Origin of the sequence: Octadecabacter antarcticus 307 (assembly GCF_000155675.2) — a bacterium.
GTDB lineage: Bacteria > Pseudomonadota > Alphaproteobacteria > Rhodobacterales > Rhodobacteraceae > Octadecabacter > Octadecabacter antarcticus.
The window spans coordinates 2,155,573-2,175,414 of sequence record NC_020911.1 but is presented as its reverse complement, the minus strand read 5'-3'; the positions used below and the strand labels follow the sequence as shown (position 1 = coordinate 2,175,414).

The following is a 19,842-nucleotide window of genomic DNA, read 5'->3' as shown; positions in this document are numbered from 1 at the left end:
GCAGGCATGTCAGCCTAGCATCGGCCTATGACAGATTCAAAAACTCCATCTGCTGCGCGCCGTTGGCACGACCAACACGCGCGCCGTTGGCACGACATGGGCGGCGACACCGCTGGCCCAATCCCGATGCACCAACGCCCGGATGCCGATAATGATTTCTCTCTTTGGGAAAAACGCGTTGATGCATTGATGATCCTCGGCGCTGCCAAGGGTTTTTTCACGGTCGACGGGCTGCGCCGTGTCCTCGAAGATATGGGCGAAGACGCGTTTGAAACCATGACCTATTACGAACGCTGGATCATGGCCGTGAACCAGAACCTCATCGAAGGCGGCGCGTATACCACAGCCGACCTCGCGGCGAAAATGGCCGATGTCACCGCGCGCGGCGACACGTACGGCGACGCTACAGCGCCAGTTTTATGAAAGGCGTGTGATGCAGAACGTCCGTGTAAAACCCCTCATGCCACCGGGCCACGTGCGCACGCCTGCGTATCTGCGCGGCAAGGTCGGCGTCATCGAACGCTCACTCGGAGCGTTTCCAAATCCCGAAGACCTCGCCTACGGCCTAACAGCCTGTGCACTGCCATTGCACCGCGTTCGGTTCACTATGGTGGATGTCTGGGGGGCAATTGCCGAAAACCCGAACGACACGCTGGATGCCGAAATCTATGAACATTGGTTGGAGCCCGTAGATGCCACATGACCACCATGATCATCCCAGCCCATCCGGACATCCCTACCGCGCCGATGACGACGCACCACTCAGCTATTGGCAGGTGATGGAAATCGCAGTGCGCGAACTGTTGGTGGAAAAGGGCATCACCACCGCCAGCGAAATCGCGTCCCAGATTGATTTGATGGATACCCGCAGCCCCAGCAATGGCGCACAGGTCGTAGCCCGAGCATGGTGCGATCCGAAATTTCACACCGCCCTGATGAATGACTCATCCGCCGCGACACGCGCTATGGGATTCGACATCGGCGCGCTAAAATTGATTGCCATAGAAAACACTAATGACGTCCACAACATGATCGTCTGCACGCTGTGTTCATGCTACCCGCGTAACCTTTTGGGCGTGCCACCTGATTGGTACAAATCCCGCGCCTATCGCAGCCGCACGGTGCGTGAACCACGATCTGTTTTGGCGGAATTCGGCGTCACGTTGCCTGATACGACGCAAATTCGCGTCCACGACAGTACTGCAGACATGCGCTACATCGTAATCCCGAACCGCCCTGAAGGCACTGAAATTATGTCACAAAATGGCCTAGTAGGGCTTGTGACCCGCGACAGCATGATCGGTACTGGCCTCGCGATCACACCGTCACCAGTTGGCGGCTAGCGCAGAACGGCAGTCGCCATAATCGCACCGGGACCGGGTTCTTGAACAATCACGACGATTGGACCACCACCTGAAACATCAACGGTCATATTTAAGTCGCCATTGCCGTTCCATTCACCAACACTGCGCCAATCTGTGACGATATTGACATAGCTCAGCGATTTGCCCGCGTTTTCGCCGCTGCGAATATCCACGGTTTCCTGCGGGCTATACCGGATGACTTGCACCAGGGTCCCACTTCGCAATGGATGCGACGTCTCGCCGGTAATCTGCAACCGGTTTCCAGACCGCTGCATTGCGATACTGGCCCCCGTCGGGCTGGCAACGTGGGCTTGGATCAGGTTCGCCACTTCCATCGGTTTGGTTCCAATCACATGATCCGCGCCGCCAATAATCATTTGCGGTGTGTAAATCGTGCTCGCCCCAGCCACGTGGGCATAGCTTTGCTGGCGCACCGTGTGTGCCGGATCAGCAAAACTATCCGCCCAGCCGATGTAATCCCAATAATCGACATGCAACGCCAACGCGATTACGTCTGAACGCGCCGCCAATGTGTGTAACATTTCATCTGCTGGCGGGCAGCTCGAACAGCCCTGCGAGGTGTAAAGTTCAACAACGACAGGGCCATCAGCGACCGCGGGTGTGACAAAGGCAAAGCATGTGGCCCAGATGGAAAAGGCGGTGGCGAAGGTGTGGCGCATGTAAAATCCTGTCGTTGCCCCCCTGCCTAGCGCACCCGTGCGCGACACGCCAATCAACCGTTTGCGATTGGACTGTTACAATAGCATGATAGCCTTAATCGCATGCCGATGGATACGGACAACAGACATATCAAAATCAAGTAAAACAAGGCTTGGCACCAATTGTGTGCAATAGTATACCGAAATCAGAATCATAATCCATGCCCCTGCAGGAGAGACCGATATGACAATCACAGTAGGCCACGACAGCGCCAAGACCCGCAAAACCCTTACAGTGGGCGACCGCTCGCTAGCGTATTATTCCATTCCCGCCGCGACCGCCGCAGGTTTGGGCGATTTTTCAAAATTGCCCGCCGCGTTGAAGGTCGTGCTGGAAAACATGTTACGCTTTGAGGACGGCAAGACCGTTTCCGTCGATGATATCAAAGCCTTCGCAGACTGGGCCACCAAAGGCGGCAAGAACCCGCGCGAGATTGCCTACCGTCCTGCCCGCGTGCTGATGCAGGATTTCACCGGCGTTCCGGCTGTTGTTGATTTGGCAGCGATGCGCGACGGGATTGTCGCCTTGGGGGGCGATGCCCAACAGATCAACCCGTTGAACCCTGTCGATCTGGTCATCGACCATTCGGTCATGATCGATGAATTTGGCAATCCGCGGGCCTTTCAGATGAATGTGGACCGCGAATACGAACGCAACCTCGAACGCTACACCTTCCTGAAATGGGGCCAGTCCGCATTCTCCAACTTCCGCGTTGTGCCACCGGGTACGGGCATCTGCCATCAGGTGAACCTCGAATACCTCAGCCAGACCGTCTGGACGGACGTTGATCAGAACGGCGATGAAGTGGCCTATCCTGACACGCTTGTCGGCACAGACTCGCACACAACGATGGTAAATGGCGCGGCTGTTCTGGGATGGGGCGTTGGCGGGATCGAAGCTGAAGCATCCATGCTTGGCCAGCCGATTTCCATGCTGATCCCCGAAGTTGTCGGGTTCAAACTGACCGGACGCATGTTGGAAGGCACCACAGGCACAGATTTGGTGCTTAAAGTCGTCGAAATGCTGCGCGCTCACGGTGTGGTAAGCAAGTTCGTCGAATTCTACGGCGAAGGCCTCGATACATTGCCGCTTGCAGACCGTGCGACCATCGCCAACATGGCACCGGAATACGGCGCAACCTGTGGTTTCTTCCCGATCGACGACGAAACCCTGCGCTACCTGCGCAACACCGGCCGCGATGAAGACCGGATTGCATTGGTCGAAGCCTACGCCAAGGAAAACGGCTTTTGGCGCGGCGATGACTACGATCCCGTCTACACTTCCACGCTCGAGCTCGACATGGGCACCATCGTTCCGGCGATTTCCGGTCCCAAGCGTCCACAAGACTACGTGGCACTAACCGGCGCGAAATCTGCGTTCACATGGGAAATGGAAAACACGTTCGAACGCCCGATGTACAAAGAAGTTGCCGTCGCAGGCGAAGATTACACGTTAGAATCTGGCAAGGTGGTCATCGCGTCCATCACGTCGTGCACCAACACATCCAACCCCTACGTCATGATTGGCGCAGGTTTAGTGGCGCGCAAAGCTGCTGCATTGGGTCTGGACCGCAAACCTTGGGTCAAGACATCACTGGCGCCTGGATCGCAAGTTGTGTCTGCCTATCTCGAAGCCGCGGGCCTGCAAGAGGACCTTGATAAAATCGGGTTCAATCTGGTGGGGTACGGCTGCACGACCTGCATCGGCAACTCCGGCCCGCTGCAACCAGAAATCAGTGCGGCGATTGTCGACGGCGATTTGGTGGCCACGTCTGTTCTGTCGGGCAACCGCAACTTTGAAGGTCGTATTTCGCCTGATGTGCGCGCCAACTACCTTGCCTCTCCGCCGCTGGTCGTGGCCTACGCCTTGGCTGGCACGATGGACATCAATCTGGCAACGGACCCGATTGCCCAGACACCAGACGGCAAAGACGTCTACCTGAAAGACATCTGGCCAACCTCCAAAGAAGTCACTGATCTGGTTGAAAAAACTGTAACGCGCGAGGCGTTCCAGTCAAAATACGCTGACGTCTTCAAAGGCGACGAAAAATGGCAGGGCGTAGAAACCACAGACGCAGAAACCTACGACTGGCCGCCGCAATCCACCTACATCCAGAACCCACCCTACTTTCAGGGAATGTCAAAAGACCCCGGCGTCATCACCAACATCAACGGCGCCAAAGTGCTGGCCGTTTTGGGCGATTTCATCACGACCGACCACATCTCACCGGCCGGTTCATTCAAGGAAAACACCCCCGCTGGTGAATACCTGCTTGAACGCCAAGTCCCCGTGCGCGAATTCAACTCTTACGGATCGCGCCGCGGCAACCACGAGGTGATGATGCGCGGCACTTTCGCCAACATCCGCATCAAAAACGAAATGCTGGAGGGTGTTGAAGGCGGCTATACCAAAGGGCCGAGCGGCGAACAGATGTCGATCTTTGATGCGGCAATGGCCTTTATGGATGCGGGCACGCCGACGGTGATCTTTGGGGGCGAACAATACGGCGCCGGATCATCGCGCGACTGGGCGGCCAAAGGCACCAACCTGCTCGGCGTGAAGGCCGTCATTGCTGAAAGTTTCGAACGTATTCATCGGTCAAACTTGGTCGGCATGGGCGTCATTCCTTTTGAGTTCACCAGTGGCGACAGCCGTAAATCGCTTGGCTTGACGGGCGATGAAACGGTGTCAATTTCCCGCCTCGACACCATCAAACCACTGGAGGACGTGCCCTGCAAGATCACCATGGCCGACGGCACGGTGCAGGATATCACCCTGAAATGCCGTATCGACACCGCGATTGAGGTTGAATACATCGAACATGGCGGCGTTCTGCACTACGTTCTGCGCAACCTTGCCAAAGCAGCCTAAAGTCCAACGGCTGTCGTAGTCCAAAGGTCGCGCCCCCATCGGGGCGCGGCTTTTTCATTTGTTCCTCCGGCTTTGGTATTTTCGAACCAAATAAGCTGGACGTTTCGAGTAAGGCAGATAGATTATCCAAATGGAAAACAGATCATTCGAATTCTCCCATGCGCTGTGCCGCCTGCCTGCAACATCGGTAACTGACGGGTTGCGCGCCAGCGACCACGGCGACCCTGACCCGATCGCGTTTGCCGCAGAACACGCGGCCTACATCAGTGCCTTGCGCCTAGCTGGCTGCGTCGTGAACGTCCTGCCTGCCGACGAATCCTTCCCCGATTCGGTCTTTATCGAAGACCCCGCCTTGGTGTTGAACGGTACGGCAATTATCCTGCGTCCAGGTGCTGCGTCCCGCCTTGGTGAAGCCGCGGCACTTCGACCGGCACTGCTGGAAAACATGAATGATGTCATTGATTTAAGCACCGACGGTTACGTCGATGGTGGTGATATACTGTGCACGGATGATCGCGTGTTGCTAGGTCTGTCGGCCCGCACCAACCTGCAAGGCGCGCAGGATCTGCGCCCGATTGTTGAAGGTTTGGGATACAAGCTTGTGGTCCTGCAAACACCGCCAGAAATCTTGCATTTCAAAACCGAAAGTTCGCTTATTGATGCGCAAACCGTGCTGGCGACCCCGGCATTGGCCACGTCGGGCGCATTCAATGGGTTGAATGTGATTGAAACCGCGGTTGGCGAAGACGCCGCCGCCAATGCGATCCGCGTCAACGCAGACGTCTTCTTGTCAGCGGGATATCCAAAGACGGCAGATATGCTGGAATCGGCTGGCTATTCGGTGCGCATTCTCAACACCAGACAAGCAGCACTTGTCGATGGTGGGCTAAGCTGCATGTCACTGCGCTACAGCCGCTAGGCCCCTCAATTGGCGGCGCGCGCCGCGTCAAGTGCGGGGCGCAATCGGTTGGCCAATTCACGCTGCGTCACGGGCGCGGCCATGCGCAGCAGGATCGTACCGTCACCATCAATCAGGAACGTTTCGGGCACGCCGTAGACGCCCCAATCAATGGCGTGAAAACCGCGAGGGTCGGACCCGACGGCCAAATACGGATCGCCCAGCTCGCCAAGAAACGACAGTGCGTTTCGATCTAGGTCTTTGTAATTAATCCCATATATAGGCACACCTTCGTCTGCGAGCGCGGTGAGGCTGGGATGTTCAACTCGGCACGGTGCACACCAACTGGCCCAGAAGTTCACAATCTTTACCTCCCCATCGCGCAGCATTGCGTCAGTTAAGGGCGCGAGGCCGACAATGTCAGAAACGTCGATTGCTGGCGCTGGTCTGCCAATGAAAGCGGACGGCAATTCCGGTCCTTGCGACGAATACATCCCTGCCGCAAACAATCCAGCGAGGGCTGCAAACAACACCACTGGCACCATCATCAACTTAGACATTGGCGCTCTCCTTGCGGGCTTCAATTTTTACCAATTGCCCACGAACTTTTCGACCGCGTCGCAATGACACCGCTACAATCGCGACCAATAACAGGATCGACAATACATAGGCAGACATCACTTCAACCGCGTAATTACCAAGATCAGGAATCATGATCGCATCCTTATCTCAAGCGCGCGAATACGGCGCACGCGAATTTCGGTCTGGGTGCGGATTAATACCAAAGCCAGAAACAGCAGCCCGAATCCAACCATACAAATCAGCAGAGGCACGAAAAACACGTCTGAAATTGTACGTTCCCCCGTGGCGACGGGGATGCTTGTGCCTTGGTGCAGACCTTGGTTCCAAAAGTTAACGGCGTAGCGCGACAACACGGCAAAAACTGACCCGACGATGCACAGAACGGACGTAAGGTCGGCGGCAGTGTCCGGATCTTCAATAGCTTCCCACAGAGCCATATAGCCGAGGTAGAACAAAAACAGGATCAGGAATGACGTCAGTCGCGGATCCCACGCCCACCATGTACCCCACATCGGCTGGCCCCAAATAGCGCCTGTTATCAACGCTATAAGGGTCATGACAATGCCCACGGGCGCCGCTGCGCGTGCTGCCAATGCGCTGACATGGTGGCGCCGCACCAGCCAGATCAGCGACATCGCCAACATCATGAACCACGCATTGATCGCCATCAGTGCGGCGGGCACATGCAGGTAAATAATCTTAACCGTTGATCCCTGTCGAAAATCGTCTGGCGTCAGGAAAAAGCCCCAAACCAAACCCACAACAAGGCAGGCAATTGCAACACCCAAAACCCACGGCACCAATGGCGTCGTGGTCGCGATGAATTTCTTCGGATTGGCATATTCCCAAATCGACATATTGCTTAGCTATCCTGCTGTTTGCGAAGCGACAATACCGCTCACTTAAGGTTAACCCGAAGTGCGGACGATGTGGCAAATGGCAACAGGGCGAAGCTGCCCAGCGTGATCCCCGCAAGCATCAGCAGCGGTGTTATGGCGTCTAGGCCGAGCGCGCCGCGCCGCACGGTTTCCGCCCCAAATATCAGTGTCGGCACGTAAAGTGGCAGCACCAGAAGCGACATCAAAAGCCCACCGCGCCGCAAGCCAACGGTCAACGCTGCGCCAAATGTACCGATCATCGAAAGCGCGGGCGTACCAAGAGCGAGGGAGGCGAGCAGCCAGACGTAGGCGGACGGGTCAAGGTTCAATAGAAATCCGAACGCGGGTGCAGCCAGTGTCAGCGGCAGGCCCGTGGTGATCCAATGGGCCACGCCTTTGATCAGTGCCACGCCTTCCAATGGCAGTGGCGATGTCGCCAGAAGCGGCAGTGTTCCGTCTTCAAAATCCAACGCAAAAATCCGGTCCAGCGACAGCAAAGCGGCCAGCAGCGCCGCGACCCACAAGATGCCCGGCGCGATGCGGCTTAGCACCGCCGCCTCGGGTCCGACGCCAAAAGGCACCAACACCACAATAATCAAAAAGAACGCCAATCCAAGGCCAAAACCACCCCCTGCCCGCACCGCAAGGCTGAGATCGCGGCGCAAAAGCGCGATCACAGATCCGACCCGCGCGTCATAAAAACACCTCATCCGACCCGCCGCCAGCGTCCGCGGCGGCTTTAAAAGGGATCAATTCCAGTTCCGCTGCCTCAATACCCAGATCCACATGGCTGGCAATCACAGCGATGCCGCCTCGTGCAAAATGAGCATCACGCAGCCAGTTCGCAAACATTTTGACAGAAAACCCGTCGAGGCTGACAGTCGGCTCGTCCAGAAACAAAACCTTGCGGCTAATAACCCCTAAACGCGCCAACCCGAGGCGGCGTTTTTGACCCGCCGAAAGCGTGCCTGCCAATCGCGTCCGCAGGTCATCCAATTCAAAGGCACCAAACACGGTGTCCGGCAATTTTGTGCCATGCACGTCTGCCCAAAACGCCAGATTTTCTGTTACCGTCAGTTGCGATTTGATACCGTCCGCGTGGCTGGCGTAAGCGCCCGCATCTTCTGGAAAATTCACCGTGCCAGACAGCGCAGGCTGCAAGCCCGCAAGCGTGCGCAGCAGCGTCGTCTTGCCAATACCGTTCGGCCCGCGCAGCACCAGCGCGCTGCCCGCGTTCACCACGAACGACACACCCAAAAGAACAGGTGCGCCGCCCCGCGCAACAGTTAGGTTTGTGACGGTTAACTTCATGGCATTACGCTAGCACATTGCGTCATTGTGCGGCTAGACAGGCAAGAGCGCCAAACCGACGCGCCGCCCTTCGGACAAAACCACATTGTACGTGCGACAGGCCGTTGGCGACGACATGACCTCAGCCCCAAGCCCTGCGTCTTCCAACATCTTGCGCAACGGCGCAGAAATATGGGCGATTTCAGCGCCGGTGCCGATGAACACCACATCGATGGCATCGGCCGCGTCGATCAAGGTTTGCGCATCATCCAACCCGCCCCACGGCGCGATGCCTGTAGGCAGCACAATCAACGCCCCTTCATAGACCTCACCACCAATGCGAAAGAATCCGGCCCCGTAGCCATCCACGGGCTTGGCATCGGTATAGACAACCTCGTTCAATCGCATGATTTACCCCTTCAGGCGTCGATGTTTGAAAACTGCCCGCCAACGTTCTTGTTGATGTTTGACCAGTCGCGTTTCACACCCAGCAACAGCAAGCTTGTCGATGCCACAAAGATTGACGAATACGTCCCAACAATCACGCCCCAGATCATTGCAAATACGAAACCACGGATCACATCACCGCCAAGCACGTAAAGCGAAATCAGCGCCAGCAGTGTCGTAAACGATGTCATGAATGTCCTGCTTAGGGTTTCGTTGATCGACAGGTTCAGCACCTCCTTGAGGTCCTTGGCCTTATATTTACGCAGGTTTTCGCGCACGCGGTCAAAGACCACCACGGTGTCGTTCAGCGAATAGCCCACGATGGTCAAAAGCGCCGCGATGATCGCCAGGTCAAACCGAATGTTCAGCTCAGAAAATATGCCGATCGTCAGCACGACATCATGGACCAGCGCCACCACTGCGCCCAAGGCGAACTGCCATTCAAAACGCATCCAGATATAAATCAATACAGCGCCAATGGCCAAAATGACCGCCAAGATCGCTGATTGGATCAGCTCACCCGATACGGTCGGCCCGACGGATTCAACCGCCGGGAATGTCATTTCAGGATCAAGCGTCCGCAGCGCATTTTGCACCGCTGAAATGGTTTCGTTAGATACGGATTCTTCGCCGTCCTGCGCTTGAATCGCGACGGTTGCGACATTTTGATCAGCGTCGAACGTCGGATCGAAGACTTCAGTGATCGTCACCTCGCCCAATTCAAGCGGCGCTATAACGGCGCGGTATTCGGACACGTCAATCATCTGTGTGCTGTCCGTGCGCACCGTTGTTCCGCCTTTGAAATCAATGCCGTAATTCAGACCTTGTGCAAGGAAAGACACAAAAGCCACGACCACCATGATGCCTGACAGTCCCAACCAAATCTTGCCACGCTTAAAGAAATCGAACGCCGTTTCGGATTTGACCAGACGCAGATATTTCGCCGCGAATACCTTTTTCGGGCGCTTGCGTTCAAACCAGATCACCACCAACAGGCGGGTCACAAAGATCGCAGTGAACACCGATGTGATGATGCCAAGACCTAGCGTAATCGCGAACCCGCGTACGGGCCCCGCGCCCATGGCAAACAGAATTGCGGCGGTAATCAGTGTGGTGATGTTTGCGTCGATGATCGCAGACAAGGCCTTTTCATAGCCTAGCTCAATCGCCCGAGCCGGACCCTTGGCGGTGCGCGATTCCTCACGAATACGTTCGAATATCAACACGTTGGCGTCAACCGCCATACCGATGGTCAACACAATGCCCGCGATACCCGGCAGCGTCAGCGTGCCACCGATCAGCGACAACAACGCAAAGATCAGCGCGACGTTGACTAACAACGCAACGTTGGCGAAGACACCCAGCAATCCATAGCTCAGCACCATGTAGATCAGTACCAGTGCAAAAGCGACGATACAGGCGATTGTTCCAGCATTGATGCTGTCTTGCCCAAGATCAGGCCCGACCGTTTGTTCCTGTAAAAAGTCGAGCTCCGCTGGCAATGCACCGGCACGCAGCAAAACCGCCAGATTGGTCGATTCCTCAAGCGTGAACCGTCCAGTGATAATCCCCGATCCGCCGGAAATATGGCTTTGGATCGTCGGCGCGCTGACCACTTCGTTGTCGAGAACGATGGCGAAAGGCGACCCAACATTGTCGCGGGTATAGTCACCAAACTTGCGCGCCCCCGATGGATTAAACCGAAACGTCACAGCGGGTTGATTGTTTTCATTGAACGTCGGCTGGCTATCGACCAGTTCTTCGCCCGTCACCACCGGGGAGCGTTCAACGATGTAATACTGGCCCTCAACGTCCAAGCTTGGGATCACCATGTTTCCCGGACCAGGCCGCGCGTCTGGATCACCTGTGGACCCAACAACGGAGTGAAACCCCAGTTGCGCCGTGGTGCCGATGATATCCTTGACCTCTTGTGCGGATCCCACGCCGGGAACCTGGATCAAAATGCGGTTCGAACCTTGGCGCTGGATGGACGGTTCCCGCGTACCAGTTTCGTCGATGCGGCGGCGCACAATTTCAAGGGCTTGGCGCACAGTGCGATCATCAGTGGCGACCTTTTCGGCGTCCGACAATGTGATGACCAGATCAGTTGCGGTCAGCGCAACGACTTCGATATCAGTCTCGCCAACACTGGAAATACTAACCACCTGCTGCGCCAAACCGCGCACCAATTCCATGGCGCGGTCCATGCCAGCGGGTTCAGAAATTCGCACCCGCAATTCTCCCGGTGTGCCGCTTTCGTCCGTCACAAACCCGACAACATCACGCTGTGCGGCCAGAACATCGCGCACTTCGGGCCACATGCCCCGCATACGTTGTTCATAAACCTGTTCCACCTTCACTTCGGCGAGTAACTGCGCCCCACCACGCAGATCAAGACCGAGGTTCACCAGATTATCTGGCAGGAACAATGGCCAATCGCCAGCAGCCGCCACAAGTTCAGGCGTGGTGCCACTTTCAGCGATGATTGCTTCCGCGTCGTTAGATACCTCAACCTTGCTGTAAAATCCGTTCGGCATGGCAACGATGATACCAAAAGCGACAACCAGCCAAATCACTGTGCGCTTCCAAAGGTCAATCTTGAGCATGGGGACGTCCTGTCTATTCTATCAAAGGCCGATGGGCCAAGTATATATATGATTTATCTATGACATCTGGGGATGGGCGCGCAGCGTCAAGGACAGCCAGCGCAAAAGACTATGTATGCTGCGGCCTACGGGTAGAAACCCGCGCTGGGGTCAGACCCGTCCATCGCCGACGGCGCCATCATGTCGCCAACCAAACCACGAGGGCTGTTTGCCACAGGTGCCCCAAAATCATCCGAGAGAAACGGCAATGTCGCGTCTGCCACGCCATCAAAACAGACCATGTCAAAACAAACGACTTCTACCTGCACGACATCAATTTCGTCATCGTGTTCGTCGCCTTTAGGCGTTGCGACACGGGCGTCCATCACCAATGGCGTCGCGACGATCCCTTGTGCATTGCGCGCAACTGCCGCGCCGGACCCTATGAACAGCAAACACGCCGTCAAAGCCCCGAAAAACAGCGCACTTATTGCGCCCGCGCTCACGTCGAATGCCATGAGCGCGCTCTTGATCATTTCTCAGCTGGCTCGGTCTTGTTGATAACCTGCCCGATGGTTGACCGCACGACGCGAACTTTCACGCCCTCTGCCAGTTCAACTTCGACCTCGGCGTCGTCCTTGATCTTGGACACTTTACCAATAAGCCCACCAGCGGTCACAACCTGATCGCCCCGACGCAGAGCCGCCACCATTGACTGATGATCCTTTAGCTTTTTTTGCTGCGGACGGATCAGCAGGAAATACATGATCGCGAAGATCAGAATAAGCGGAATGAATTGGCCGATGGAGTCCATATGGTCTTTTCCTTGTTCTCACACGAAGGCATCCCCTTCGCATTTTGGCGACACTACGAATGTGGCGCGGGATTCGCAACGCGAACAGACGTCAAATATGTACGCCGTGGCGATATGCAATCCAATGGGTGCCCATTAGCTTTCCATACCTGCAAATTTGCGGCATAGGAACGGCCAGATACACCGATCAAAGGACCAGTCCCATGCACGACATACGCACCATCCGAGAGAACCCAGCGGCCTTTGATGCAGCCCTATCCCGTCGCGGTGACGCGCCCTTGTCGGCGGAATTGGTCGCAATGGACGAAGCGCGGCGTGCAATGATCCTCACGGCGGAAACCGCACAGGCCGACGCCAATAAAGCCGCCAAAGAGGTTGGGGCTGCAAAAGGGCGCGGGGATGACGTCGAATTCGAACGCCTGCGGGCGCTTGTATCCAAGAAGAAGTCACAAATCGCAGAACTGAACGATGAAGCAAAGGCCCAAGGTGCAGCCCTAACTGCGCGTTTGGCGATGATTCCAAACCTGCCAGCTGACGACGTTCCCATGGGCACAGATGAAAACGACAATGTCGAAATCAGTCGCTGGGGGACGCCGCGTGCGTTCGATTTCACCCCCACCGAACATTTTGACATTGCCGCCGTAAAACCCGGTATGGACTTTGAAGCCGCTGCGAAAATATCTGGCAGCCGGTTTGTTCTGATGTCGGGTGCCATCGCCCGCCTGCACCGCGCTTTGGCGCAATTTATGCTTGATATTCATACGGTTGAGAATAATTTGACCGAGATGAACACTCCCGTCCTTGTGCGCGACGACGCGATGTATGGCACGGACAAATTGCCAAAATTTGCCGGTGACAGCTACCAAACGACTGAGGGCATGTGGCTCATCTCTACCTCGGAAATCCCACTGACCTATATCGCCGCTGGCGAAATTATTGATGCTGCAACCCTGCCCCGCCGCTACACCGCGCATACGCTGTGTTTCCGTTCCGAAGCGGGCAGCGCGGGCCGTGATACGTCCGGCATGCTGCGCCAACACCAGTTCGAAAAGGTCGAAATGGTCTCTGTTACCCATCCCGACGCATCCGACGCCGAACAAAAACGCATGCTGCGCTGCGCTGAGAATTTGTTGGAACGTCTTGAAATTCCTTACAGAACAGTTCTGCTGTGCACAGGCGACATGGGTTTTGGCGCCCGCCGCACGTTCGACATCGAAGCATGGCTGCCCGGTCAGAATGCTTATCGCGAAATTTCTTCGGTATCAACCACGGGCGAATTTCAGGCCCGCCGCATGAATGCCCGTTTCAAGCCAGCGGACGGCGGCAAACCGCAATTTGTCCACACGCTGAACGGCTCCGGTCTCGCCGTGGGGCGCTGCCTGATTGCGGTGCTGGAAAACGGCCAACAAGCCGACGGGTCCGTCATTATTCCAACGGCCCTGCACGGACATATGGGTGGTAAAACCAAGATCAACGCGGACGGAACGCAGGGTTAACTACCGCGCATGCGGACCTCTGGGGCGTTTTTTATTGCCAGGCATATGCGTGTCGCCGCCGTTGACCCAACGGTACGCGATACGCATTTTGTCGCGTTGCACGTCGTCAATATGTCCAAGCGCCTGGCGCACGTTCGATAGGGTTTGCGTCGCCAGATACTCTGGCACTTCGAACCCACGATCCACGGCGGACATCGACACGTCGTTCAGATCGTCAGGACCACCGCGATCCCCAGACAGTCTGCTCGACACCCAAGTCCCGATACCCGCCTTGATCGGCATGTTATGCAATTCGACCGTCACATCATAGGTGTCAGCATGTTTATCCATCTCGTCAAAATCAATTTCCAGCCCCGCGTTATGGGCGCCAAGCGCAATCCAGTTCAGCGAAATTGAGCTTAAGCCAGTTTGCGGACCGCCCCCACCGACGGACCCGTGATTGCCCGGAAACCATTGTTGCAGGTGGGTGGGTTTGAATTCTTTGGCGTGTTTCTCGTTCAGGTCTAACGAATTGGTCCACGGGGTGCTGGGGTATAATTTGCGCCGCTCGTCAATGGCGATGGCGTGGCGTGCCGCCAATACCATCGACGTCAGGCGCGTATCGTGGAACCGGTATTGCACGTTCAGCCATTTTGCGACTGGCAGAATTTCGGGCGCACCCATGGCGCTGACCGTATCCCAAACGCCCATATATGCGATCTTGAACGGAACGACCCCGACGACGGACAGGCCCTGCGCTTTGCGCCATTTCACCTCTTTATCATTGGTCATGATCTGGGGGGAGTGTTTTAGCCGGAACTCGTGGCTTTCATCTGAATCTGGCCCATCCGCCTCTTTCATGCTGCGGTAGCGATCGATGGCATCAGGCACAAACCGCAGACTGTCGCGTTCAAGAATTCCACAGTTGCGGATCAGCCCCACAAGCGAACGTGCTGCAAACGCCCCGCGCGAAAATCCGAACACCATAACCTCGTCACCCGGCTCATAGACAAACATCAACTCGCGGTAGGCATTAACGATTATCGACGTTAACCCCCAACCCAGTGCACCTCCGAAAATCTTGTCCGTATTGCGCGCCAATGCAGTGTTGCCCTGTCCTGACCCGACACCCGTGGAATAAAGAACGATCTGCGGCATCCCGCTATCCAATGCGCCCTGTGCAGGCGATCCCCCAAGGGCGCGGTGCCGCACGCTTTGTGCCAGTCTGACCACGTTCGTAGGGTGTTCAGCGTCTGGGCGATTTCTAGTTCCGTCGATAAAAATGGCGATACGTTTCATAGGCTTGCCCCTCAACATTCATCTTTAGGGTGAAGCGGACCTGCCGTTGCGTCAAGTCAGCAAAACCCGACCCGGATTGGCGCAGCGGTCTTGTAACTTTCGACACGGCGCTATTTGTAGAATATGAAAAATGCATTCCTCACCATGATCTTCACGGTGACCTTTGTGGTCTCCCCCTATTTCACCTCTTTCAGCGGGTTCACACCGGATCAATTGCCGATCCCGCAGATTGACCCACCGATCCAACCGGCGGGCTACGCCTTTGCAATTTGGGGTTTGATCTATGGTTGGCTGGTTGTGTCAGCGATCTTCGGCATCTGGAAACGCCGCAGTGATCCGGCATGGGACGCAATGCGCACGCCGTTGACCATCAGCCTCGCTCTTGGCACGCCTTGGCTTTGGGTGGCAAACCAAACCGCCATTGGCGCAACAGTCTTGATCTTCGCAATGGCGGTCCCGGCGATTATCGCGACACTGCGTGCGCCACGTGCTGACCAATGGCTCGCACTCTGGCCCGTGTCGATTTTCGCAGGCTGGCTGACGGCGGCGTCTTTCGTGTCATTGGGCAGCACGGCAGCGGGGTACGGGGTTGTGTTCGGCGCGACAGGTTGGGCGTTTGCGGGGATCGCTCTGGCGCTGATCGTGGCGCTTGGCGTACAGCGCCGCCTCACACCGATATCGGGCTATGGCCTTACGTTGATATGGGCGCTCGTTGGCATAATCGTCGCCAATGGCATGACACAAGTGACGGCATTCGCGGCCATAGGAATCGTTGCGATGCTGGCGCTTCTGGCATTTCAAGTGCGCCAGAATGCAAACCAGCCAGCCTAGCCCCTAAACCGTTTCTTTACGTCGGCGGGCGCTTTGCCCAAATGCTTACGCAGGCGCGACGGCGTGGATTTTGTATTGTTTTTATACGGATTTTTATCCGCTTGGCTACGGAAATGCAGGCGGATCGGTGTGCCCGGCATATCAAAATCCAACCGCAATCCATTGACCAGATAGCGCGAATAGCTTTCGGGCAGCATATCAGGGTGGCTACACATAATAACAAAACCCGGCGGGCGGGTTTTGACCTGTGTGGCGTAGCGCATTTTGATGCGACGCCCACCCGGTGCGGGGGGTGGATGCGATTCGGTCATGCCCATCAACCAACGGTTCAACTGGGCGGTGGTGATACGGCGGTTCCAGACCTCATGGGCCTTGAGGATCGCTTCTTGCAGACGATCAATACCGCGGCCAGTTTTGGCCGACACTGTGACCAATGGCGCGCCTTTTAGCTGTGGCAGCAGACGGGTGAACTGTTCCTTAAGCTCTTTCAGCTTGGCCTGCTTTTCGCCCTCAACGTCCCATTTATTCACCGCAAGAACCACGGCGCGGCCTTCGCGTTCAGCCAGATCAGCAAGCCGCAAATCCTGCTGTTCAAACGGGATTTCCACGTCGATCAGGATAACCACAACTTCGGCAAACTTTACTGCCCGTAGACCATCAGCAACCGACAGTTTTTCCAGCTTTTCTTGCACCTTAGCGCGTTTACGTATTCCGGCGGTGTCAAAGATGCGCACTGGAACTGTCGCGCTCTCTGGACCCCAGTCCATCTGCACTGAAATCGCATCACGGGTGATACCCGCTTCTGGTCCAGTCAAAAGGCGGTCCTCGCCAAGAATCTGGTTGATCAGCGTCGATTTACCAGCATTCGGGCGGCCCACAACAGCGATTTGCAGCGGCTTTGATTTGGTGGGAACGCGCGGGCCGTCTTCTTCGTTGTCCTCGTCAACATCGACGTCCACGTCGGGCGCATCAGCCGCGGCGCGTTCTTCGAACGCATCCGATATCGGCATCAACACATCGTACATCTCGCTCAGGCCTTCGCCGTGTTCCGCCGAAAGACGGATCGGTTCACCTAGCCCCAGATTGAAGCCCTCAATCACACCCGCGTCTGCCGCGCGACCTTCGGATTTATTGGCCGCCAAAATGACTTTGGCGCTTTTCTTGCGCAGAATGTCAGCGAACACTTCGTCTGCAGGCATAATTCCCATGCGTGCATCGTACATGAACAAGCAAACGTCGGCCATTTCAACAGCGCGTTCGGTCAGCGCCCGCATGCGGCCTTGCAACGATTCATCTGTGGCCTCTTCGAGACCGGCAGTGTCGATCACCGTGAACCGTAAATCGCCCAAACGCGCCGCCCCTTCGCGCAAATCGCGCGTGACGCCGGGCTGGTCATCAACAAGCGCGAGCTTTTTGCCGACAAGACGGTTGAACAACGTGGATTTTCCGACGTTCGGACGGCCCACAATGGCGAGAGTAAAGGACATTGGATTACGACTCTATAAGGTTAGAAACGCGCCATACACGCTTTGCCGCTTAACGGAAAGCCAGCAATTGGCCACGCTTGGTAACGACATAAAGCGTGCCGTTGGCCACGACTGGGTTTGACGCCGCCCCACTTGGGATTTCGATGGTGCCGACCAAGGCACCCGACGTGGGGTCAAACTGACGGATCAAACCATCGCTTGAGGCGACGATAAGGCGGCCCCCCGCAAGAATCGGGCCATAATGCGCGAAACGGGTTCTTTGGCGGCGTTCGCGGGTCTCTTCAAAACCGGGCAATGCGACGCGCCAAATCGCCGTGCCATCATCCGCGTCAAGCCGCAGCAGTTCACCAATATCATTGACCAGAAAAATCGATCCTCCCGCAGGCCATACAGGGCCAACAGCGCCCTCGGTCGCAGTCCAGATCCGATCGCCATTGGCAAGTTCAAGTGCCACGACGCGGCCGGAGAAGTTGCCGACATACACGCGGTCCCCGTCAATCACCGGATCACCGGCAATGTCAGAAATGTTGGATGCCGCTTGCCCGGGGCGTTGGCCCGTCACAACCGTGGACCAGCGTCGCAATCCGCCTTGCGGGAAAGCCGCAAGAACTTCGCCTGTTGGGAACGGGAAAATCGCGAAATCCCCGGCAACCGCAGCCCCCGCCCCACCCGAGAAGTTCGAAACAGGTGGTGTTCCGCTTTGGGTCCAGCGGATTCGGCCTGATGCAAGTTCAATTGCCCAAGCACGGCCATCACGGGCCACAATGTAGGCAAGGTCGCCGAAAATTGTTGGCGCTGACGTCCCCGGCGCGTCGAGGTCCTGACGCCAAATTTCATCGCCCGATGCCGCGTCAATCGCCACAACTTCGCCAAATCCGGTGGTGGCCAGTAACACGGGTCCCGCCACAGCCAGACCCCCACCCGACGCATCACGCGGATTGTCGGTTGGCGGGATGACGCTGCGCGCCCAAAGAGTTTGTCCAGCCGCAGAAGTCGCCACAACTTGGCTTTGCGCATCCAGTGTGTAGATCGCGCTTGGCGTTACAATCGGATCAGCAGTGATGCGAAGACGGCGGCTGTCACCTGCTCCAATATTGTTGGAAAACAGCGGCGCGAGGGACGCACCAAGGGCCGGATGCATGATCATATGGCTTGGACCACCGTTGCGATGGGTCCAATCAGCGTTGACGACAGCGGCTGGCAGTGAAATCGGGAGCGCCTGATTCACAAAGGCGGCAACATCCGTCGCGCCGCCGCGAATATCCAGCCGTTCACCCGTCAGGATGATGTCTTGTTCACCGCAAGCCGCCAGCGCCGTCGTTAGCGCCAAAGCCACCAGTATTGGCTTCTTAAAACATGTCAATAGTTTGCCTGTCACGTCGTTCCCCTTTTCGGGCCCCTTTGCGGATGTCTTAATTGTCCAGCGTTTCTGTGGCATTAATATTACCCACAAGCGCGTCAATGTCACCGCCCAAGGCTACAATCATACTGAACGCGCGTTCGCGCAAGCCCCGCGTCGCCTCGGCGTCTTGGGCGAGAGCCGCAAATTGCGTCACCGCAGTGTCGATGTCGCCTGCTTCAACGCTGATCAGTGCAAGCTGTTCTTGCGCCACCACACGAAACGGCGCACCAGCCACGGCCAAGTCTGCCAGCATCGTGCGACGATCTTCAATCGACAGCGTATCGCCTTTAATCATAACAGATTTTAACGCCGCAAGGTCGCGATAAACTTGCGGTATATCCGCGTCTAGCGCAACAGCGTCAAGTGCGCCAGCGGCCCCCGAAATGTCGTCAATTTCGGTCAAATTAGCTGCCGTCAACAGACCCGTGACCGCAGCCGCAGGGCCGATTACGTCAATCGCCTGTAACGCCGCAGCGCGTCCCTGATCATCATCAATTTCAAGTGCCACGAGGATCTCATCACCCACCGCCTGCGCTGCGCCTTCCGATTGCGCCTTGCGAAATTCCGAAAATGCAGTTCCCCCGACGATCATTAAAACAACCAAAACCGCGATCCAGCCATACTTGCGCATGTAGCCTAACAACTTGTCCTTGCGGACCTCTTCGGTGACCTCATCGATGAAGGTTTCAGAATTGCTCATTGTGCCCTCGCTCAGTTTCTTGCCCCTCTTATCGCGAAGGGGCAAGCGGGGACAAGACCCGCGCGGTCACGGCAACAAAATTGCACATAAAAATCGTGCCAATCTCTGTACTTCTGCCAAAGTAACGACCCTTAACATTTTCGCCTTGCTGATCCGCCAATCTTTCTTTAATCTGAACTGGTCAGTTTAGCGTACGAGA

General features: G+C 56.4%; 21 protein-coding genes. 7 read left to right on the top strand and 14 right to left on the bottom strand.

Annotation, left to right across the window (positions count from 1 at the left end):
- Positions 1–27: 27 nt before the first annotated feature.
- From OAN307_RS30715 to OAN307_RS11035, 3 genes are read left to right on the top strand one after another with little or no spacing between them, the layout of a single operon-like run.
- Entirely contained in the window at positions 28–423 is a 396-nt protein-coding gene (locus OAN307_RS30715) for an SH3-like domain-containing protein (RefSeq protein ID WP_015499832.1), read from the top strand.
- Positions 424–433: 10 nt separating this feature from the next.
- Entirely contained in the window at positions 434–703 is a 270-nt protein-coding gene (locus OAN307_RS30710; RefSeq protein WP_015499831.1) for an SH3-like domain-containing protein, read from the top strand.
- A complete protein-coding gene (locus tag OAN307_RS11035) occupies positions 693–1,343 on the top strand; it encodes a nitrile hydratase subunit alpha (RefSeq protein ID WP_015499830.1) in 651 nt (216 codons plus the stop codon). Before OAN307_RS30710 ends, OAN307_RS11035 begins: the two co-directional genes overlap by 11 nt.
- Here the strand turns inward: OAN307_RS11035 and OAN307_RS11030 are convergent.
- Entirely contained in the window at positions 1,340–2,044 is a 705-nt protein-coding gene (locus tag OAN307_RS11030) for a DUF1223 domain-containing protein (RefSeq protein ID WP_015499829.1), read from the bottom strand. The two genes, OAN307_RS11035 and OAN307_RS11030, sit on opposite strands and share 4 nt — an antisense overlap.
- Positions 2,045–2,267: 223 nt before the next feature.
- Here OAN307_RS11030 and acnA point away from each other — a divergent pair, with 223 nt between their 5' ends.
- Together acnA and OAN307_RS11020 are read left to right on the top strand one after the other, a co-directional pair.
- Positions 2,268–4,955, top strand: a complete 2,688-nt coding sequence (gene acnA, locus OAN307_RS11025) for an aconitate hydratase AcnA (RefSeq protein ID WP_015499828.1) — start codon at positions 2,268–2,270, stop codon at positions 4,953–4,955.
- Positions 4,956–5,085: 130 nt separating this feature from the next.
- On the top strand, positions 5,086–5,874 hold the full coding sequence (locus OAN307_RS11020; RefSeq protein WP_015499827.1) for a dimethylaminohydrolase: 789 nt from the start codon (positions 5,086–5,088) through the stop codon (positions 5,872–5,874).
- A gap of 5 nt (positions 5,875–5,879) precedes the next feature.
- Here the strand turns inward: OAN307_RS11020 and OAN307_RS11015 are convergent, their stop codons facing one another.
- From OAN307_RS11015 to yajC, 9 genes are all read right to left on the bottom strand, one after another.
- Complete coding sequence (locus OAN307_RS11015; RefSeq protein ID WP_015499826.1) at positions 5,880–6,413, bottom strand: DsbE family thiol:disulfide interchange protein; 534 nt, start codon at positions 6,411–6,413, stop codon at positions 5,880–5,882.
- A complete protein-coding gene (gene ccmD / locus OAN307_RS26250; RefSeq protein ID WP_083902960.1) occupies positions 6,406–6,567 on the bottom strand; it encodes a heme exporter protein CcmD in 162 nt (53 codons plus the stop codon). Before ccmD ends, OAN307_RS11015 begins: the two co-directional genes overlap by 8 nt.
- Complete coding sequence (locus OAN307_RS11010) at positions 6,564–7,292, bottom strand: heme ABC transporter permease (protein WP_015499825.1); 729 nt, start codon at positions 7,290–7,292, stop codon at positions 6,564–6,566. The genes ccmD and OAN307_RS11010 overlap by 4 nt, the downstream gene beginning before the upstream one ends.
- Before the next feature lie 41 nt (positions 7,293–7,333).
- Positions 7,334–7,990, bottom strand: a complete 657-nt coding sequence (gene ccmB / locus OAN307_RS11005; RefSeq protein WP_044044675.1) for a heme exporter protein CcmB — start codon at positions 7,988–7,990, stop codon at positions 7,334–7,336.
- A 16-nt stretch (positions 7,991–8,006) separates the two neighbouring features.
- Positions 8,007–8,624, bottom strand: a complete 618-nt coding sequence (gene ccmA, locus OAN307_RS11000; RefSeq protein WP_015499823.1) for a heme ABC exporter ATP-binding protein CcmA — start codon at positions 8,622–8,624, stop codon at positions 8,007–8,009.
- A 33-nt stretch (positions 8,625–8,657) separates the two neighbouring features.
- The gene (locus tag OAN307_RS10995; protein WP_015499822.1) at positions 8,658–9,011 is read right to left on the bottom strand and encodes an Mth938-like domain-containing protein; all 354 of its coding nucleotides are present in this window, start codon (positions 9,009–9,011) and stop codon (positions 8,658–8,660) included.
- Between the two features lie 11 nt (positions 9,012–9,022).
- A complete protein-coding gene (gene secD / locus OAN307_RS10990; protein ID WP_015499821.1) occupies positions 9,023–11,656 on the bottom strand; it encodes a protein translocase subunit SecD in 2,634 nt (877 codons plus the stop codon).
- 125 nt (positions 11,657–11,781) lie between these two features.
- Positions 11,782–12,153, bottom strand: coding sequence for a hypothetical protein (locus OAN307_RS10985; RefSeq protein ID WP_245541030.1), 372 nt, complete (start codon positions 12,151–12,153; stop codon positions 11,782–11,784).
- A gap of 14 nt (positions 12,154–12,167) precedes the next feature.
- A complete protein-coding gene (gene yajC / locus OAN307_RS10980) occupies positions 12,168–12,449 on the bottom strand; it encodes a preprotein translocase subunit YajC (RefSeq protein ID WP_015499819.1) in 282 nt (93 codons plus the stop codon).
- Positions 12,450–12,652: 203 nt separating this feature from the next.
- Between yajC and serS the strand changes: the two genes are divergently transcribed.
- The gene (serS, locus tag OAN307_RS10975; protein WP_015499818.1) at positions 12,653–13,945 is read left to right on the top strand and encodes a serine--tRNA ligase; all 1,293 of its coding nucleotides are present in this window, start codon (positions 12,653–12,655) and stop codon (positions 13,943–13,945) included.
- Here serS and OAN307_RS10970 read toward each other — a convergent pair whose 3' ends face one another.
- Positions 13,946–15,223 carry a DUF2235 domain-containing protein gene (locus tag OAN307_RS10970; RefSeq protein WP_015499817.1) on the bottom strand — a complete coding sequence of 426 codons (1,278 nt, stop codon included), beginning with the start codon at positions 15,221–15,223 and terminating at the stop codon, positions 13,946–13,948.
- A 144-nt stretch (positions 15,224–15,367) separates the two neighbouring features.
- Here OAN307_RS10970 and OAN307_RS10965 point away from each other — a divergent pair, with 144 nt between their 5' ends.
- Complete coding sequence (locus OAN307_RS10965; protein ID WP_245541029.1) at positions 15,368–16,054, top strand: V-type ATP synthase subunit I; 687 nt, start codon at positions 15,368–15,370, stop codon at positions 16,052–16,054.
- On the opposite strand, the gene der is transcribed toward OAN307_RS10965, so the two are convergent.
- From der to OAN307_RS10950, 3 genes are read right to left on the bottom strand one after another with little or no spacing between them, the layout of a single operon-like run.
- Positions 16,051–17,541 carry a ribosome biogenesis GTPase Der gene (der, locus tag OAN307_RS10960; RefSeq protein WP_015499815.1) on the bottom strand — a complete coding sequence of 497 codons (1,491 nt, stop codon included), beginning with the start codon at positions 17,539–17,541 and terminating at the stop codon, positions 16,051–16,053. The genes OAN307_RS10965 and der overlap by 4 nt on opposite strands.
- Positions 17,542–17,590: 49 nt before the next feature.
- Entirely contained in the window at positions 17,591–18,979 is a 1,389-nt protein-coding gene (locus OAN307_RS10955; RefSeq protein WP_015499814.1) for a PQQ-like beta-propeller repeat protein, read from the bottom strand.
- On the bottom strand, positions 18,954–19,643 hold the full coding sequence (locus OAN307_RS10950; protein ID WP_015499813.1) for a hypothetical protein: 690 nt from the start codon (positions 19,641–19,643) through the stop codon (positions 18,954–18,956). The genes OAN307_RS10955 and OAN307_RS10950 overlap by 26 nt, the downstream gene beginning before the upstream one ends.
- Between the last annotated feature and the right edge of the window lie 199 nt (positions 19,644–19,842).

Bases quoted from the DNA above. Each gene is read 5' to 3' on its own strand.
- ccmD (WP_083902960.1), bottom strand. From the start codon at position 6,567: ATGATTCCTGATCTTGGTAATTACGCGGTTGAAGTGATGTCTGCCTAT.
- serS (WP_015499818.1), top strand. From the start codon at position 12,653: ATGCACGACATACGCACCATCCGAGAGAACCCAGCGGCCTTTGATGCA.
- OAN307_RS11030 (WP_015499829.1), bottom strand. From the start codon at position 2,044: ATGCGCCACACCTTCGCCACCGCCTTTTCCATCTGGGCCACATGCTTT.
- OAN307_RS10965 (WP_245541029.1), top strand. From the start codon at position 15,368: ATGATCTTCACGGTGACCTTTGTGGTCTCCCCCTATTTCACCTCTTTC.
- OAN307_RS10985 (WP_245541030.1), bottom strand. From the start codon at position 12,153: ATGGCATTCGACGTGAGCGCGGGCGCAATAAGTGCGCTGTTTTTCGGG.
- OAN307_RS10950 (WP_015499813.1), bottom strand. From the start codon at position 19,643: ATGAGCAATTCTGAAACCTTCATCGATGAGGTCACCGAAGAGGTCCGC.
- OAN307_RS10970 (WP_015499817.1), bottom strand. From the start codon at position 15,223: ATGAAACGTATCGCCATTTTTATCGACGGAACTAGAAATCGCCCAGAC.
- OAN307_RS10995 (WP_015499822.1), bottom strand. From the start codon at position 9,011: ATGCGATTGAACGAGGTTGTCTATACCGATGCCAAGCCCGTGGATGGC.
- OAN307_RS30710 (WP_015499831.1), top strand. From the start codon at position 434: ATGCAGAACGTCCGTGTAAAACCCCTCATGCCACCGGGCCACGTGCGC.
- OAN307_RS11035 (WP_015499830.1), top strand. From the start codon at position 693: ATGCCACATGACCACCATGATCATCCCAGCCCATCCGGACATCCCTAC.
- der (WP_015499815.1), bottom strand. From the start codon at position 17,541: ATGTCCTTTACTCTCGCCATTGTGGGCCGTCCGAACGTCGGAAAATCC.
- OAN307_RS30715 (WP_015499832.1), top strand. From the start codon at position 28: ATGACAGATTCAAAAACTCCATCTGCTGCGCGCCGTTGGCACGACCAA.
- yajC (WP_015499819.1), bottom strand. From the start codon at position 12,449: ATGGACTCCATCGGCCAATTCATTCCGCTTATTCTGATCTTCGCGATC.
- OAN307_RS11015 (WP_015499826.1), bottom strand. From the start codon at position 6,413: ATGTCTAAGTTGATGATGGTGCCAGTGGTGTTGTTTGCAGCCCTCGCT.
- ccmA (WP_015499823.1), bottom strand. From the start codon at position 8,624: ATGAAGTTAACCGTCACAAACCTAACTGTTGCGCGGGGCGGCGCACCT.
- OAN307_RS11020 (WP_015499827.1), top strand. From the start codon at position 5,086: ATGGAAAACAGATCATTCGAATTCTCCCATGCGCTGTGCCGCCTGCCT.
- OAN307_RS10955 (WP_015499814.1), bottom strand. From the start codon at position 18,979: ATGCCACAGAAACGCTGGACAATTAAGACATCCGCAAAGGGGCCCGAA.
- secD (WP_015499821.1), bottom strand. From the start codon at position 11,656: ATGCTCAAGATTGACCTTTGGAAGCGCACAGTGATTTGGCTGGTTGTC.
- OAN307_RS11010 (WP_015499825.1), bottom strand. From the start codon at position 7,292: ATGTCGATTTGGGAATATGCCAATCCGAAGAAATTCATCGCGACCACG.
- acnA (WP_015499828.1), top strand. From the start codon at position 2,268: ATGACAATCACAGTAGGCCACGACAGCGCCAAGACCCGCAAAACCCTT.